Source organism: Marivita sp., from assembly GCF_020055675.1.
In the GTDB taxonomy this organism is placed as follows: Bacteria; Pseudomonadota; Alphaproteobacteria; order Rhodobacterales; family Rhodobacteraceae; genus Marivita.
The window spans coordinates 31,765-46,972 of record NZ_JAIPUS010000019.1 but is presented as its reverse complement, the minus strand read 5'-3'; the positions used below and the strand labels follow the sequence as shown (position 1 = coordinate 46,972).

14 protein-coding genes are annotated in these 15,208 nt (G+C 64.7%); 11 read left to right on the top strand and 3 right to left on the bottom strand.

The window, feature by feature from the left end; genetic code table 11:
• The first annotated feature begins 14 nt into the window (after positions 1–14).
• Positions 15–1,532 carry an aldehyde dehydrogenase (NADP(+)) gene (locus LCF59_RS12555; protein WP_292287954.1) on the top strand — a complete coding sequence of 506 codons (1,518 nt, stop codon included), beginning with the start codon at positions 15–17 and terminating at the stop codon, positions 1,530–1,532.
• 198 nt (positions 1,533–1,730) lie between these two features.
• On the opposite strand, the gene LCF59_RS12550 is transcribed toward LCF59_RS12555, so the two are convergent.
• On the bottom strand, positions 1,731–2,429 hold the full coding sequence (locus LCF59_RS12550) for a GntR family transcriptional regulator (protein WP_292287953.1): 699 nt from the start codon (positions 2,427–2,429) through the stop codon (positions 1,731–1,733).
• A gap of 357 nt (positions 2,430–2,786) precedes the next feature.
• On the opposite strand from LCF59_RS12550, the gene dctP reads away from it, so the two are divergent.
• The 8 genes from dctP to LCF59_RS12510 all read left to right on the top strand — a co-directional run bounded on the left by dctP (position 2,787) and on the right by LCF59_RS12510 (position 10,097).
• Positions 2,787–3,812, top strand: a complete 1,026-nt coding sequence (dctP, locus tag LCF59_RS12545; RefSeq protein WP_292287952.1) for a TRAP transporter substrate-binding protein DctP — start codon at positions 2,787–2,789, stop codon at positions 3,810–3,812.
• Positions 3,813–3,874: 62 nt separating this feature from the next.
• Entirely contained in the window at positions 3,875–4,474 is a 600-nt protein-coding gene (locus LCF59_RS12540; RefSeq protein WP_292287951.1) for a TRAP transporter small permease subunit, read from the top strand.
• Positions 4,475–5,812: a TRAP transporter large permease subunit gene (locus LCF59_RS12535; RefSeq protein WP_292287950.1), complete on the top strand. Its 1,338-nt coding sequence runs from the start codon at positions 4,475–4,477 to the stop codon at positions 5,810–5,812.
• A gap of 42 nt (positions 5,813–5,854) precedes the next feature.
• The gene (locus LCF59_RS12530; protein WP_292287949.1) at positions 5,855–6,496 is read left to right on the top strand and encodes an SGNH/GDSL hydrolase family protein; all 642 of its coding nucleotides are present in this window, start codon (positions 5,855–5,857) and stop codon (positions 6,494–6,496) included.
• Positions 6,497–6,548: 52 nt separating this feature from the next.
• Positions 6,549–7,442 carry an L-threonate dehydrogenase gene (ltnD, locus tag LCF59_RS12525; protein ID WP_292287948.1) on the top strand — a complete coding sequence of 298 codons (894 nt, stop codon included), beginning with the start codon at positions 6,549–6,551 and terminating at the stop codon, positions 7,440–7,442.
• Entirely contained in the window at positions 7,442–8,677 is a 1,236-nt protein-coding gene (gene otnK, locus LCF59_RS12520; protein ID WP_292287947.1) for a 3-oxo-tetronate kinase, read from the top strand. The genes ltnD and otnK overlap by 1 nt, the downstream gene beginning before the upstream one ends.
• Positions 8,674–9,318 (top strand): aldolase, encoded by a 645-nt coding sequence (locus LCF59_RS12515; protein ID WP_292287946.1) that lies wholly within the window; start codon positions 8,674–8,676, stop codon positions 9,316–9,318. Before otnK ends, LCF59_RS12515 begins: the two co-directional genes overlap by 4 nt.
• Positions 9,315–10,097, top strand: coding sequence for a TIM barrel protein (locus LCF59_RS12510; RefSeq protein WP_292287969.1), 783 nt, complete (start codon positions 9,315–9,317; stop codon positions 10,095–10,097). Before LCF59_RS12515 ends, LCF59_RS12510 begins: the two co-directional genes overlap by 4 nt.
• A 10-nt stretch (positions 10,098–10,107) precedes the next feature.
• On the opposite strand, the gene denD is transcribed toward LCF59_RS12510, so the two are convergent.
• On the bottom strand, positions 10,108–11,070 hold the full coding sequence (gene denD / locus LCF59_RS12505; RefSeq protein WP_292287945.1) for a D-erythronate dehydrogenase: 963 nt from the start codon (positions 11,068–11,070) through the stop codon (positions 10,108–10,110).
• Complete coding sequence (locus tag LCF59_RS12500) at positions 11,067–12,206, bottom strand: fumarylacetoacetate hydrolase family protein (protein WP_292287944.1); 1,140 nt, start codon at positions 12,204–12,206, stop codon at positions 11,067–11,069. Before LCF59_RS12500 ends, denD begins: the two co-directional genes overlap by 4 nt.
• Before the next feature lie 164 nt (positions 12,207–12,370).
• On the opposite strand from LCF59_RS12500, the gene LCF59_RS12495 reads away from it, so the two are divergent.
• The gene (locus tag LCF59_RS12495) at positions 12,371–13,288 is read left to right on the top strand and encodes an NAD(P)-dependent oxidoreductase (protein WP_292287943.1); all 918 of its coding nucleotides are present in this window, start codon (positions 12,371–12,373) and stop codon (positions 13,286–13,288) included.
• A gap of 137 nt (positions 13,289–13,425) precedes the next feature.
• The gene (locus tag LCF59_RS12490; RefSeq protein WP_292287942.1) at positions 13,426–15,204 is read left to right on the top strand and encodes an IlvD/Edd family dehydratase; all 1,779 of its coding nucleotides are present in this window, start codon (positions 13,426–13,428) and stop codon (positions 15,202–15,204) included.
• Positions 15,205–15,208 lie beyond the last annotated feature (4 nt).

Here is a 15,208-nt window from a genome sequence, read left to right as displayed (position 1 = left end):
GAACGGAGCAATTTATGACCGACCTGACTGGACGCCACCTGATCGACGGAACCTGGACAGAGGGCGGCAATACCTTTGAATCCGACCCCGTCACGGGCGACCCGATGACTGTCTTCAACGGTGGCAAGGCCGAGATCGACGCGGCCATGCAGGCCGCCGAAACCGCCTTTGAAACCTACGGCTGGACCAGCCGCGACGAACGGGCGGCGTTTCTGGACGCCATCGCCGAAGAGATCGAAGCGCGTGTCGATGCCATTACCGAAACGGGCATGGCCGAAACCGGCCTGCCCGAGCCGCGCCTGCGGTCGGTGGAGTTGCCGCGCACCGCGAACCAGATCCGCCTGTTCGCCAGCCACATCCGCGCGGGCGACTATCTTGACCGTCGCCATGACGCGGCTCTGCCCGACCGCCAGCCGATGCCGCGCCCCGATCTGCGGATGATCCAGCGGCCTCTGGGTCCTGTGGGTGTCTTCGGCGCGTCGAACTTCCCGCTGGCCTTTTCCACCGCCGGTGGCGATACCGCTGCCGCGCTGGCTGCGGGCTGCCCGGTCGTCTACAAGGGCCATCCCGGTCACCCCGGCTGCGGCGAGCTAGTCGCGCAGGCGATCCATGCGGCAATCGAAAAGACCGGGATGCCCAAGGGCGTTTTCGGTTTCGTGCAGTCCAACACCACCGAGGCGGGCGAAGCGCTGGTGCTGCACCCGCTCACTCGTGCCGTGGGCTTTACCGGGTCCTTCGGGGGTGGCAAGGCGCTGTTCGATCTGGCGATGAGCCGTGACGAGCCGATCCCCTTCTACGGCGAGCTGGGGGCCATCAACCCGGTCTTCGTGATGCCTGCCGCGCAGTCCGCGCGCGGCGGTGACATCGGCACCGCCTGGGCCGGGTCGCTGACGATGGGCGTGGGGCAGTTCTGCACCAACCCCGGCGTCGTGATCCTGCAAGAGGGCGAGGGCGCGGATGCCTTCGTATCCGCCGCGGCCGAGGCTTTGTCTGGCGTCGAGGCGCAACCGATGCTGACCGGCGGCGTCGCCAAGGGCTACCAGTCAAGCACGTCCAAGGTCGCGGGCATTGACGGGTTGAAAGCCCATGTCCGCACCGCCTGCGAGGGGCGCAAGGGCGCGCCCGCGATGTTCGAGGTGTCGGGCGACGACTGGCTGGCGCATCCCGAACTGGCCGAGGAAATGTTCGGCCCCGCCGGTATCGTCGTGCGGGCCAGGGACGCAGCCCAGGTGGCACAGATCGCGCGCGGGCTGCACGGCCAGCTGACGGCAACGTTGCAGATGGACAGCGGCGATACCGATGCCGCCCGTCCGCTGGTGCCGGTATTGGAACGCAAGGCGGGCCGCGTGCTGGTCAACGGCTTCCCGACCGGCGTGGAAGTGGCGGATGCGATGGTGCACGGCGGGCCGTTCCCGGCCTCGACCAACTTTGGCGCGACCAGCGTCGGCACGCTGGCGATCCGCCGGTTCCTGCGTCCGGTCTGCTACCAGAACATGCCGCAGGACCTGCTGCCTGCCGATCTGCGCGACTAAGGCGTTCGGGTTGTGATTCGGGGGGCGTCGCCGGTTCCGGCGGCGCCCTTTTTTCGTGGCCACCCGAGCCCCCCGCAGTCAGGCCAGAGCGAGAGCCCGCCCATGACAGGCCCCGTCGCGCGAGGTGATCTTTTTCCCGGCGGGCGTTGCGCGCAGGGGAATTTCAGGCCACCGCTGCCGATGATTGCCGGCAAGATGTCACTCGATACCCTTTTCATGACTGGTTATCTCCTGACCTGCGTCGCGCGCCGCGTAGAGGCGGACAAGATTGTTGATCAGCGCGGAGATATGCGCGTTGATCTCGGCGCCGACGCGTTTCGGATCGCGCGCTTCGAGCCCGAGCACGATGTTCTCGTGCTGATGGTGGACCCGGTCCCGGGCACGCCGTTGAACGGCAGAGAGGTAGCGTTGCCGCCACATCCGCGCAAGAAAAGCGGCGTGCGTTTCGGCCAGTGCCGGATTGTGCGAGGCCCGCGCGATGGCGGTGTGAAAGGCCATGTCCACTTCGAACAGATCGATCAGCGCATCACCCTCGGCGGTTTTGCTCAGGCTGCTGTGCTGTTCGAAGATGCGGCGGATCTCGGCGATCTCGGCGTCCGAGGCATTGCGGCAGGCGAGTTCGCCGGACAGGGTTTCAAGCGCCTGTAGCACCTCGACCGAAGCCCGCGCCTCTTCCAGCGATGGATCGGCCACAACGGGGCTGCGCGCCGGGCGCAAAATCACGAGGCCTTCCTTGGCGAGAATGCGCACGGCCTCCCGCAGGGGGGTGCGGCTGACACCCATTTCAAGCGCGTTGTCCCGTTCCTTGATCGGATCGCCGGGCGCGAGAACGCCGCGCAGGATATTGCGGCGCAGGTGCGTGGCGATCTGTTCTGGCAGCGTGGATGACGGGGTCATGTTTTTGATTTCAGGCTCATGTTTCAGACTTTCATTTGGTATGCCAAAAAGCTATTGTCTGTCGAGGCACCCCTCGCTAACGTAGCTTCTGCCATTGTTATGCGCGCATTCGGTGGTCTTGTCACGCGTGTCTCCGGAGGCTCCGGGGGCGGTTATCAACCAACCACGAGCGGCCGTGTCGTTCGCAGCCATGCAGGCTATCTATGAGCAGTGTAACTCATTGAAAATAAGGGAAAATGACCCGGAAACACGCATTGACACCGCGCCGCAGTGTCTTCACTGTTTCACCAGATGAACCGTCCGGCGTTCTGTCGTGACCGTCATCACGTTTAGAGAAATACTCTGGGAGGAAGAACTATGAAATCGATAGCAACTAAAAGTACCCTGTCGGCTGCCCTGGTTGCGCTTGTCGCATCCGGCGCGATGGCGCAGGACTTCACGCTGCAGATGCAGTCAAGCGATCCGGCGGGTGATCCCAACTACCAGCTGTGGCAGGCATGGGCAGAAGGGATGAGCGATCTGACCGATGGCCGGGTCGAAGTCACGATGATGTCGGTTGGCTCGGTCGTCGACTTTCAGGAAACGCTCGATGCCGTCGGTGCGGGCATTCTTGACGGTCACGTCACGGACACGTCCTATTTCGCGGGCAAGGACCCGGCGTTCGGCCTGATCGGCAACCCGACCGGTGCCTGGTCCGATCCGCGCGAAATGCTGAAATTCTTCAGCGAAGGCGGCGGCAAGGAGCTCATGAACGAGCTGGTGGAACCCTACGGGACTCACTTTGTCGGTGCGTCGACGCCCGGCCTGGAGGCTTTCGTCTCTGACGTTCCGCTCGAGGGTGTGGCCGATCTTGAAGGGCTGAAGCTGCGGGCCCCGGCCGGCCTTGTTCAGCGGGTGTTCGGTGCGGCGGGTGCGTCGCCGGTGAACCTTCCCACGTCTGAGGTGTTCACGGCGCTTGACAAAGGTGTTGTCGATGCGGCGGACTACAGCGTCTTCCACGTCAACCAGTCGCAGGGTCTGCACGAGATCGCACAGCATCCCGTCTATCCCGGCTTCCACTCGATGCCGCTGATCGAAGTGTCGATCAACAAGAGCACATGGGATTCGTTCCCCGCGGACATCCAGCAGATCTTCGAAGACTCGGTTGCCGACGTCGCCGAACGCCAGATGGCCGCCGTCGACGCGAAAGATGCCGCAGCGATCGAAGAAGCCAAGGCCCAGGGTGCGACGATCCACGACTGGCCCGCCGAAGAGCGCGCAAAGTTCCGTGCCATCGCCATGGGCGAGTGGGAAAAAGCAGCTTCGGAGTCGGCGGATGCACAAAAAGTGTATGACACTCTGACGGCCTTCCTCGAAGCCGAAGGCCTGCTCAGCACAGACTGATCGTTCCAACTGGTGGAGGGGGTGCCCCTCCACCAGACCACTCCATTCAGAGCGAGAAAACTATGACTCGAGAACCTCGAGCCGCGGGTGTCGCGGACCCGACCTTGAGCGCCACCAGCGAGGGTGTCGGCCTGACCGCGCCCGAGGCGGGACGCTTTGGTCTTGTGATTGAGCGGGTCGGATACGTATTCGCGACGTCGATCGTCCTGGCGGCGCTGGTCCTGATCTACGAGATCTTCATGCGTTACGTGTTGGGCAGTCCGACGCAATGGGTCCACGAGACCAGCATCTTTCTCAGCTCGATCGCCTTTCTCTATGGTGGACTGTTCTGCGCGTCGCGCAACAGTCACATCAGGGTGGTGCTGATCTACGATTTCCTGCCGCCACGCCTGCGGCGGATCTTCGATGTAGTCATCTACCTGACCAGCATGATCTCGGCGCTGTTTTTTGCCTATGCCGCCTGGTTGGTGGCTAAGCTGGCGTTCTGGACGCCGTCCGGGGTGTTCCGGATGGAAACCACGGGATCGGCCTGGAATCCGCCGACCCCCGCGATCATCAAGGGCTTCCTGTTGGTCGTCATGATCGGTCTGGCCATCCAGTTCCTGATCTTAGCCTTCAACCATGCCCGGCGCACCCACAGCGCCGATGGGAGCAAAATCTAGATGCTTGACCTTCTTGATGTTGGCTTCGACCTGAGCGCGCTCGGGATCGAATATGGCACCCTGCTGATGTTCGTCATGCTGATGGTCCTTTTGCTGACCGGCATGCCGCTTGCCTTTGTCACGTTGCTGGTCGCACTGGTCTTTGCGCTTGGCTGGTTCGGTCCGATGGCCGTGCCGCTGATCACCAGCCGTGTCTTCAGTTTCGTGACCTCTTTCGTCTTTCTGTCCGTTCCGATGTTCGTGTTGATGGCCGCCGTTCTGGACCGGTCGGGCATCGCGCGGGATCTTTTTGACGCGATGAAGCTGCTGTCGAACCGCTTGCGGGGGGGCGTGGCGATCCAGACGATCTTCGTGGCCGTGATCCTCGCGGCAATGAGCGGCATCATCGGGGGCGAGATTGTCCTGCTGGGGCTGCTGGCGCTGCCGCAGATGTTGCGGCTGGGCTATGACCGCGGACTGGCGATCGGTGTCGTCTGCGCCGGGGGTGCACTTGGCACGATGATCCCGCCGTCAATCGTTCTCATCATCTATGGTCTTGCGGCGAACGTTTCGGTGGGGGCGCTGTTTACCGCGTCGTTCCTGCCGGGCGTGATGCTGGCGTCCTTCTACGTGCTATACATCCTGGCGCGGGCCTATCTGACACCCAAGACCGTGCCCGACCCTGACCCGGTATCGATGCCCACTGCCGAAAAGATGGCGCTGCTGCGCGGGCTGATCCTGCCGCTGATGGTCGTGGTCTTCGTGCTTGGGTCGATCTACGGCGGCATCGCGTCGGTGACCGAAGCGTCGGCCATCGGGGCCGCGGGTGTCATCCTTGCGACCGTGGTGCGCGGCGAATTCAGTTTCGACCTGCTCAAGGGCGCTGCGATGCAGACGCTTGCCACCGTCGGAATGATCGTCTGGATCGGCATCGGGGCCAGCGCCATCGTCGGCGTCTTCAACCTCATGGGCGGGATCGATTTCATCAGTTCGCTGATCGTCGGCATCTCGGACGAGCCGATTTACATCCTGCTGTTCATGATGTTGATCCTGTTCATCCTCGGGATGTTCCTCGACTGGGTCGGCATCGCGCTTTTGACTTTGCCGATCTTCGTGCCGATCATCGTCGAACTTGGCTACGATCCGATCTGGTTCGGCGTGCTTTTCTGCATGAACATGCAGGTGTCTTTCCTGTCACCACCCTTTGGGCCGGCTGCCTTCTACCTCAAAAGCGTCGCACCCCCCGACATCTCGCTGGGCGACATTTTCAAGGCGTTGCTGCCGTTCATCGGATTGCAGATCATCGCCTTGGCGCTGTTGATCCTCTTTCCGGGAATCACGGGGATTTCCGGGCTGTGACGGCGCTCGTGTCTTTCACACGCCACCTCTGAGAGGACAGCCATGCCGACTCTTCTTGTCTATGGAGACAGCAACACTCACGGCACACCGCCCCTGACCCGGCGCGGTGTGTCCGACCGCTACGGCACGGATGTGCGGTGGCCGTCGGTAACCGGCGCAGAACTTGGCCCCGACTGGACCGTCGTGGACCAAGGCCTGCCGGGGCGCACGACCCAGTTCGACGATCCAGTGATGGGCGCCCATATGAACGGGCAGGTCGGGCTGCGGATCGCGCTTCAAAGCCACGGGCCGATTGACGTGCTGTCCATCATGCTGGGCACGAACGACGCCAAGACGCGGTTTGCGCCGACACCGCAGCGGGTAACGGCCGGGATGGCGGGGCTGCTCGATATCGCCTTGTCGGAAGAGATGCAAAGCCGGCACGGCGGGTTCGCCGTCCTTCTGGTTTGCCCGCCCGCTGTGGTCGAAACCGGCATCCTCGCTGGCGAATTCATGGGCGCGGCGGACCTGTTCCGCGATCTACCAGCCCGCTACGAGACCCTGGCCAAGGACCGGGGCGCAGGATACTTCGATGCCGGGAGCATCATTGCAGTCAGCGACATCGACGGTGTCCATCTCGAATCGGACGGCCACCGCGCGTTGGGTCGGGCGATCGCCGGCGAGGTGCGGGCGCTCGTCAATTGACACTGCGTCTGAAAAAAGTGACAAAATGGTATACCAATAAGGAAGGTGAAGCATGGCAGTGATCACGGTGATCGGTCTGGGCTCTATGGGGCTTGGAATGGCGCTTTCGCTCAGGCGGGCAGGGCACCGTGTGATCGGCTGCGACCTGCGTGAGGATGCGGCCAAGCCGCTGCTGGCCGAAGGCGGAGAGGCGGGAACGCCCCGCGAGGCCGCGGCGCAAAGCGACATCGTGGTCAGCGTCGTGTTGAACGCCGCCCAGACCGACGCTGTGCTGTTCGGCCCCGAGGGGTGCGCCGAGGCGATGAAACCGGCCAGCGCGATCCTGTCCTGTGCCACCGTGCCGCCAGAGGTTGCACGCGATCTGGCCACCAAGGCCGAGGCGCTGGGGTTGCATTACCTTGATGCGCCGATCTCGGGTGGGGCCGCCAAGGCGGCACAAGGCAAGCTGTCGGTCATGGCCGCAGGGTCCGAGGCGGCCTTTGACGCGGCACGCCCCGCTCTCGACTCGATGGCCGAAACGGTGCATGATCTTGGCCGCGCGGCGGGCGCAGGCTCTGCCATGAAGGCGGTGAACCAGCTTCTGGCCGGTGTGCATATCGCCGCGATGGGCGAGGCGCTGGCCTTCGCATCAAGCCAGGGGCTGGACCTGGAGCGCGCGGTCGAGGTGATCTCGGTCTCGGCGGGCACCTCGTGGATGTTCGAGAACCGCGCACCGCATGTGGTCGAGGCCGACTATGCGCCCCGCTCTGCGGTTACGATCTGGCCCAAGGATCTTGGCATCGTCTCCGGCATTGCGGAGGACGCAGGGCTGCCTGTGCCGCTGACGCGTGCGGCCCTTGGCCAGTTCGAGGCCGCAGTCGAGGCAGGCTGGGGCGCCGAGGACGATGCCGCCGTCACGCGGGTGTATGCCCGAGCGGCCGGACTGACCTTGCCGGGTGACAGCTGATGCTGCTGGGTTGTATCGGAGATGATTTTACCGGGGCAGGCGACCTTGGCAATACGCTGGTCAAGGCGGGGATGCGCACGGTGCAATACGTGGGCGTGCCCGACGGCCCCGCCGCGCCCGAGGTCGAGGCCGGGGTGGTCGCGCTCAAGTCGCGGTCAATCCCCGTGGACGAGGCGGTGCAGATCTCGCTTGCCGCGCTGGACTGGCTTTTGGCGCAGGGCTGCGAGCAGATCCTTTTCAAATACTGTTCCACCTTCGATTCCACGCCGGATGGCAATATCGGCCCCGTTGCCGAGGCGCTTGCCGACAGGCTGGGCGCAGAGCACGCGATCGTCTGCCCGGCGTTTCCCGCGACCGGGCGCTCGGTCTATCAGGGGCATCTGTTCGTCAATGACAGGCTTCTGAGCGAGAGCGGCATGGAGAACCATCCGCTGACGCCGATGACCGACCCCGACCTGCGGCGCTGGCTGGCGCACCAGGTGACGGGCGCGGTCGGGCATGTGCCGGCCTCCGTGGTGTTCGAGGGGGCGCAGGCGATCCGCGCGCGACTGGAGGCGGAACCGGCCCGGCTGGTGGTGTGCGACGCCATCCGCGACGCCGATCTGCTGGCGCTTGGGGCCGCTGCGGACGGGCTCAAGCTGGTCACGGGTGGGTCAGGCATCGCGATGGGCCTGCCGGAAAATTTTAACCGGGCGGGGCGTCTTGCCGGCAAGGCAACCGGTTGGCATGGGCAGGCCGGGGCGGCTGCGGTGCTGTCTGGGTCCTGTTCCAACGCCACGCGCGCGCAGGTCGAACGCCACGCCGGGCCGCGCTACGAGATCACCGCCGAAGCGCTGATGGCGGACGAGGTCTCCGCCGGACAGATCGCCGATTGGGCGCTGTCGCAGGACGGCCTGCCGCTGATCTATTCTTCTGCCACGCCAGACGTGGTACGCGCCGCCAAGGAGCGCTTTGGTGCAGAGGTGGTCGCGGCACGGGTGGAGGCTTTTTTCGCCGAAACCGCGCAGGCGCTGGTGGCGGGTGGCGTCACCCGGCTGATCACCGCGGGCGGCGAAACATCCGGCGCGGTGGTCGAGGCATTGGCCCCCTCAGCGCTTGTGATCGGCCCCGAGATCGCGCCCGGCGTGCCCTGCCTGCGCGCGGGGCCGGACCTTGTGCTGGCGCTGAAATCCGGCAACTTCGGCGGCCCCGATTTCTTTGCCGAAGCCGACGCAATGCTGGAGGGCGCGGCATGAGCGACACGGCCCTGCGCGAAGCGATCTGCCGTCAGGCGGCCTCGATCTTTGCACGCGGGCTGACCGGTGGCGCGTCGGGCAATATTTCGGCCCGGTGCGAAGACGGCGGGCTGCTGGTGTCACCCACGGGGGCAAGTTTTGGTGCACTCGATCCTGCCCGGTTGGCGCGGTTCGACGCGCAGGGCCGGCATGTCGGCGGCGATGCCCCGACCAAGGAGATGCCCCTGCACGCCGCCTTCTACGAGACACGCAGCACGGCGGGCGCGGTCGTGCATCTGCATTCAACCCATTCGGTCGCGCTGTCGATGTTACCCGAGATCGACCCCGACAACATGCTGCCGCCGCTTACCGCCTATGCGATCATGCGCTTGGGCAAGGTGCAATTGCTGCCCTATTTTCGACCCGGCGATCCCGAGATGGGCAACGCGGTGCGCGGTCTGGCCGGCAAGCGGTCGGCGGTAGTGCTGGCCAATCACGGCCCGGTTCTGGCCGCCAAGGATCTGGATGCTGCCGTCTTCGCGATGGAAGAGCTGGAAGAGACCGCAAAGCTGGCCTTGCTGTTGCGCGGGGCGCAGCCGCGCATGCTCACCGAGGCGCAGATCCGCGACGTGGTCACGACATTCGACGTGGAGTGGGACTGATGTTTTCAGCAAATCTTGGATTTCTTTTCACCGACCGCAGCCTGCCTGACGCGATCCATGCCGCCAAGGCGCATGGTTTCGGTGCGGTCGAGTGCCATTTCCCCTATGCGACACCCTCGGGTGACGTGCGGTCGGCGCTCGACGAGACGGGGCTTGCGATGCTGGGCCTGAATACCGTGCCGGGCGACACGCAGGCGGGGGATTTCGGGCTTTGCGCTCTGCCCGACCGTACCGCAGACGCGCAGGCCGCCATTTCGCAGGCGGTGGACTATGCCGCCGCTATCGGAGCGGGAAACGTGCACGTCATGGCGGGTCGCACGGACGGTGGCGAAAAGGCCGAGGCGGCGTTTCGCGCCAATCTTGCCCATGCCTGTGAACTGGCCGCGCCCTTGGGCATCGGCGTGTTGATAGAACCGATCAACCGGCGCGATGTGGCCGGCTATCACCTCAGCCGGATCGAACATGCGGCCGAGATCCTGGCCGCCGTGGGGCATCCCGCGTTGCGTATCATGTTCGATTGCTATCACCTGCAGATCACGCAGGGCGACCTGATCCGCCGCTTCGGGGCGCATCGCGACCTGATCGGTCACGTGCAGATCGCGGGTGTGCCGGACCGGGGTGAACCCGATGGCGGAGAGCTGCATTACCCCAACCTGATCGCGGCGTTTCGCGACATGGGATGGAGCACGCCGATCGGCGCGGAATACAAGCCGCGCACAGGCCGCACCGAAGACGGGCTGGACTGGATGACGGCCTTCCCGCAGGAAAGCGCCGCCTGATCGCGCCCCGTCAGCGGGGCCGGTCGTCTTCCAGGTAATACCGCACGTTGTCTTCAAAGCTGTCGTCTGCCTCCAGACCCAGCGCCAGCGCCTTGGCCGGATCGTAGTCGAACCGCCAGCCCGTCACGATATCGCGGATGGCGGGGTCGTCTTCGAAGCGGATCAGCTTGGCGGGGTCCGGCCCCGCGACGGCTGTCATCGCGTCGATCATCTGTCGGATCGTCAGCGTGCGCCCCGGCATCGTCATGGTGCGGCTCTGGCCCAGATCGGCGGCGTCGATCTCGGCCCCGCGGATCAGGTTTTGCACGCACAGGCGCGGGCTGAGGTAGTAATGCGCGAAATCCGGTTCCACCGGGCAGACCGCCTCTTCGCCGTTCAACGGTTCCCGGATGATCGAGGACATGAAGGACGAGGCGGCCCGGTTCGGACGGCCCGGACGGACCGAGATGGTGGGCAGGCGCAGCGTGCGGCCATCGACAAAGCCCCGCCGCGAATAATCGTTGACCAGCAACTCGCCGATCGCCTTTTGCGTGCCATAGGAGGTCTGCGGGTTGGGAATAGTCCAGTCGCGGATCGGGTCGGGAACGTTGCCGCCAAAGACCGCAAGGGACGAGGTGAAGACAAGGACAGGTGCGTTTTCCAAAAGCCGCGCGCCCTCAAGCACGTTCAGCGCGCCGTGCAGGTTGACCTGCATGCCCACGTCGAACTCGGCCTCGGCGTGAGACGACACCACGGCGGCCAGAAGGAAGATCGCATCGAACCGTGCTGCCAGCAGCCGGTCGACCGCCGACCGGTCGGTGATGTCGCAGGTGGTGGTTTCAACCGCGAAGGGCGCGGCCATTGAAGCCGGGGCCGCGATATCGGCCAGCGTCAGGCCGGTGATCTCGCGGTCTCGCAATCGGCCTGCTTCGGCCAGACGATGCGCCAGCTTCTGGCCCAGAAAACCGCCGCCGCCAATGATCAGGACCTTCATGCCAGCATCCCCCGCGCTGCGAGGTTTCGCATCAAGGCTCCGGCGCCAAAGGTCCATTCCGGGCAGGTGGTCGATAGCTGTACGGTGTTTCGCAGGCTGCCGAGCCGGTCTTCTGATATCGTCACCAAGTCGCCCGGTTTGTGCGTAAAGCCCTGACCGGGGGCGTCGCGGTCCTGCACCGGGGCAAACAGCGTGCCGAGAAACAGCAGGAAGCCGTCCGGATACTGGTGATGCCGCCCGATGGTCTGGGCGACGATCTCATCGGGATCGCGGCTGATCTTGGACATCGACGACCGACCTTCCAGCACGAAGCCGTCCTTTCCGGTCACGTCGAGCGTCAGTTCGGCACGGCGCATGTCGTCAGCGGTGTAATGCTCGTCGAACAAGCGGATGAACGGGCCGATGGCACAAGAGGCGTTGTTGTCCTTGGCCTTGCCCAGCAAAAGCGCCGAGCGGCCTTCGACATCGCGCAGGTTGACGTCGTTGCCAAGCGTCGCCCCCCGGATGCGGCCGTGGCTGTCCACCGCCAGCACGACCTCGGGTTCGGGGTTGTTCCAGCTCGACATCGGGTGCAGGCCGACGCTGGCGCCCCAACCGACCGAGGCCATTGGCTGGCACTTGGTGAAGACCTCGGCATCGGGGCCGATCCCGACTTCGAGATATTGCGACCAGAGCCCTTCCTTTTGCAGAACGTCCTTGACCTGCATCGCCTTGTCGGACCCGGGCACGATCCCGGCGAGGCTGTCGCCGATCACGCCCTGCACCCGCGTTCTGATCGCCTGCGCGCGGTCGGGGTTGCCGGCCGCCTGTTCCTCGATCACGCGTTCGACCATGCTTTCGGCAAAGGTCACGCCCGCCGCCTTGATCGCCTGCAGGTCAGCGGGGGGCAGGAAATGCGGGGCCTTGGGGGCCTCGGTCGAGGCGGCAGCGATGTCGTCGATTGACCCGATGTCGGTGCCTTGGGCGCCGCGCACGTGGTCGACCAGGTCGTCACGTTCCATCAGGTCGCGCATCGTCGGCGTGGCGCGCGAGGTGATGTCCAGAACGCGACCGTCCCGCAGCGTGACGACCGAGGGACCGTCGGCTGTCTGGACGCGACCCAGAAGCAGGGCATTGGAATGATCGTTGGGCAGCATGGTCAAGCCTTTGTTGGAGGGGCAGTTGCCTGCCCGGATGCGAAGGATGCGGTTGTTTTCGTGACACAGGACGCGGTGCCTGCGCTTGTTCTTTGCGGCAATTGGTATACCAATCTGGTGAGGAATCAAGCCGGGCATCGCCCCGGCGTCAAGGAGGACCAAAAATGGCAGACACTGCAAAAATCGGATTCATCGGCCTGGGCTGGATGGGACGCGGCATGGCATCGAACCTGATCCGGGCGGGTCATTCGCTGATGGTCAAGGGCAACCGCGACCGCACGCCGGTCGAGGCGCTGGTTGATCAGGGCGCGGTCGAGGCGGACAGCCCCCGCGCGATGGCCGAGAACTGCGACATCATTCATCTTTGCCTGTCCAATTCGGCGCAGGTCGAGGCAGTGATCCGGGGTGAAGACGGGATTCTGGCCTCGGGCCGGTCAGGGCTGATCGTGATCGACGCAACGACCGCGGACCCGGTGTCGACGGCCGCCCTGGCCGCCGAGATGGAAGCCGTGGGGATGACCCTTGTGGATGCGCCGCTGGGCCGCACGCCCAAGGAGGCCGAGGAAGGCACGCTCGACGCCATGGTAGGGTGCGACGCCGCGACCTTTGCCAAGGTGCGCCCGATCATCGAATGCTGGGCGGGCAACATCAACCATGTCGGCGGCACCGGCGACGGGCACCGCATGAAGCTGGTGATGAATTTCATCTCGATGGGCTATGGGGCGCTGTATGCCGAAGCCTTGACGATGGGGGTCAAGGCCGGGCTCGCGCCGCAGTCGATCCAGAGCGTCATCGGCGGCTCGCGGCTGTCGAACGGCTTTTTCGACACCTTCATGCGGGCCGCTGTCGACCGCGACCGCGAGGCGCACAAGTTCAGCATCACCAACGCCGCGAAGGACACGCGTTATGCCGCCGCGATGGCGACGGAAGCGGGCATGGCAAATCCGCTTGGCGCGGCGATCCGCAACGCGTTCGCCCAGATGGAAGCGGCCGGAAAGGGCGGCGACTACGTGCCCTGGCTTGCCGATCATGTGGCAGCCCTCAACGGGCTTGACCTCGAAGCGGCCGTGAAGAAGGGCTGAGCTCCGACGCCCTCACGATGACAAACGGTCGTGGGGGCGAATTGGTACTTGCCTTTGGTATACCACATACCCGATGCTGTGCGCAGCGCCAACATCTCGCTTCCCCCGGGAAGCCCACGACAAGGAAGGAAACGGCTATGGACACCCGTGCCAAAGGCAAATTCCGCAGCCAGGAATGGTTCGATAACCCCAACAATCCGGGCATGACCGCGCTTTACGTGGAGCGCTATCAGAACAGCACCTTCACCCGCGAGGAATTGCAGACTGGCCGCCCGATCATCGGCGTCGCGCAGACCGGGTCTGACATCGCCCCCTGCAACAAGATCCATGTCTTCCTCATGGACCGGATCAAGGCAGGCATCCGCGAGGCGGGCGGCGTTCCGATGGAATTTCCTGTCCACCCGATCCAGGAAACCGGCAAGCGCCCAACCGCCGCGCTGGACCGCAACCTGCAATATCTGAGCCTTGTCGAGGTGCTGCACGGCTATCCTATCGACGGTGTGGTCCTGACCACCGGTTGCGACAAGACGACGCCCGCCATGTTGATGGGCGCGGCAACGGTCGATCTTCCGGCGATCGCGCTCAACGGCGGGCCGATGCTGGACGGATGGTGGCAGGGTCAGCGCGCGGGCTCGGGCATGATCGTCTGGGAAAGCCGCCGCCTTCTGGCCACGGGCGAGATTGACTACGAAGAATTCATGAGCCGGGTCTGCGCCTCGGCGCCGTCTCTGGGCCATTGCAACACGATGGGCACGGCCAGCACCATGAATGCCATGGCCGAAGCACTGGGCATGAGCCTCACGGGCAATTCCGCCATACCGGCGCCCTTCCGTGAACGCATGGCGATGGCCTATGAGACCGGCAAGCGCATCGTGCAGATGGTCCATGACGATCTGAAACCGTCCGACATCCTGACCCGCGAGGCGTTCGAAAACGCCATCGTCGTCAACGCCGCCATCGGCGGATCGACCAACGCGCCGCCGCATCTTCAGGCCGTGGCGCGCCATATCGGCGTCGATCTGGATGTGGCCGATTGGGAACGGGTCGGCTTCGACGTGCCGCTGATGGTCAACATGCAGCCCGCCGGAGAATATCTGGGTGAATCGTTCTTCCGCGCCGGGGGCGTGCCTGCGGTGATGGGCGAACTGGTCAAGGCGGGTCGAATCCACGAAGGCGCAATGACCGCCACCGGCAACACGATGGGTGCGAACCTTGCCGGGGTGCAAAGCGTCGATATCGACGTGATCAAGACCTATGACGCGCCGATGCGGCCCAATGCCGGGTTCAAGGTACTGTCGGGGAACCTGTTTGACAGCGCGTTGATGAAGACATCGGTGATTTCCGACGATTTCCGCAAGCGGTTCCTGTCGGAGCCCGGCAACGAAGGCGTCTACGAGGCCCGTGCCATCGTTTTCGAAGGGCCGGAGGATTACCACGACCGGATCAACGACCCGGCGCTGGAGATCGACGAGCATTGCATTCTGTTTATCCGCAATGTCGGCTGCGTGGGCTATCCCGGCTCGGCCGAAGTGGTGAACATGCAACCGCCCGATAACCTGATCCGCGCCGGCATCAAGCACCTGCCGACGGTGGGCGACGGGCGTCAATCGGGCACCTCCGAAAGCCCGTCGATCCTGAATGCCTCGCCGGAATCGGTGGTGGGCGGGGGGCTGGCCTTTCTGCAAACCGGAGACCGGGTGCGGCTGGACCTCAACGCCAGCCGCATGGATGCGCTGGTCGAAGACGCGGAATGGGACCGGCGCAAGGCCGCTTGGCAACCGCCCGAGATCGCGCACCAAACGCCCTGGCAGGAGATCTACCGAACCCATGTGGGCCAGCTGGCTGACGGCGGCTGCCTGGAACTGGCGACCGCCTACCAGAAGATCGGCCGCGACCTGCCGCGCGACAACCATTGAGGCG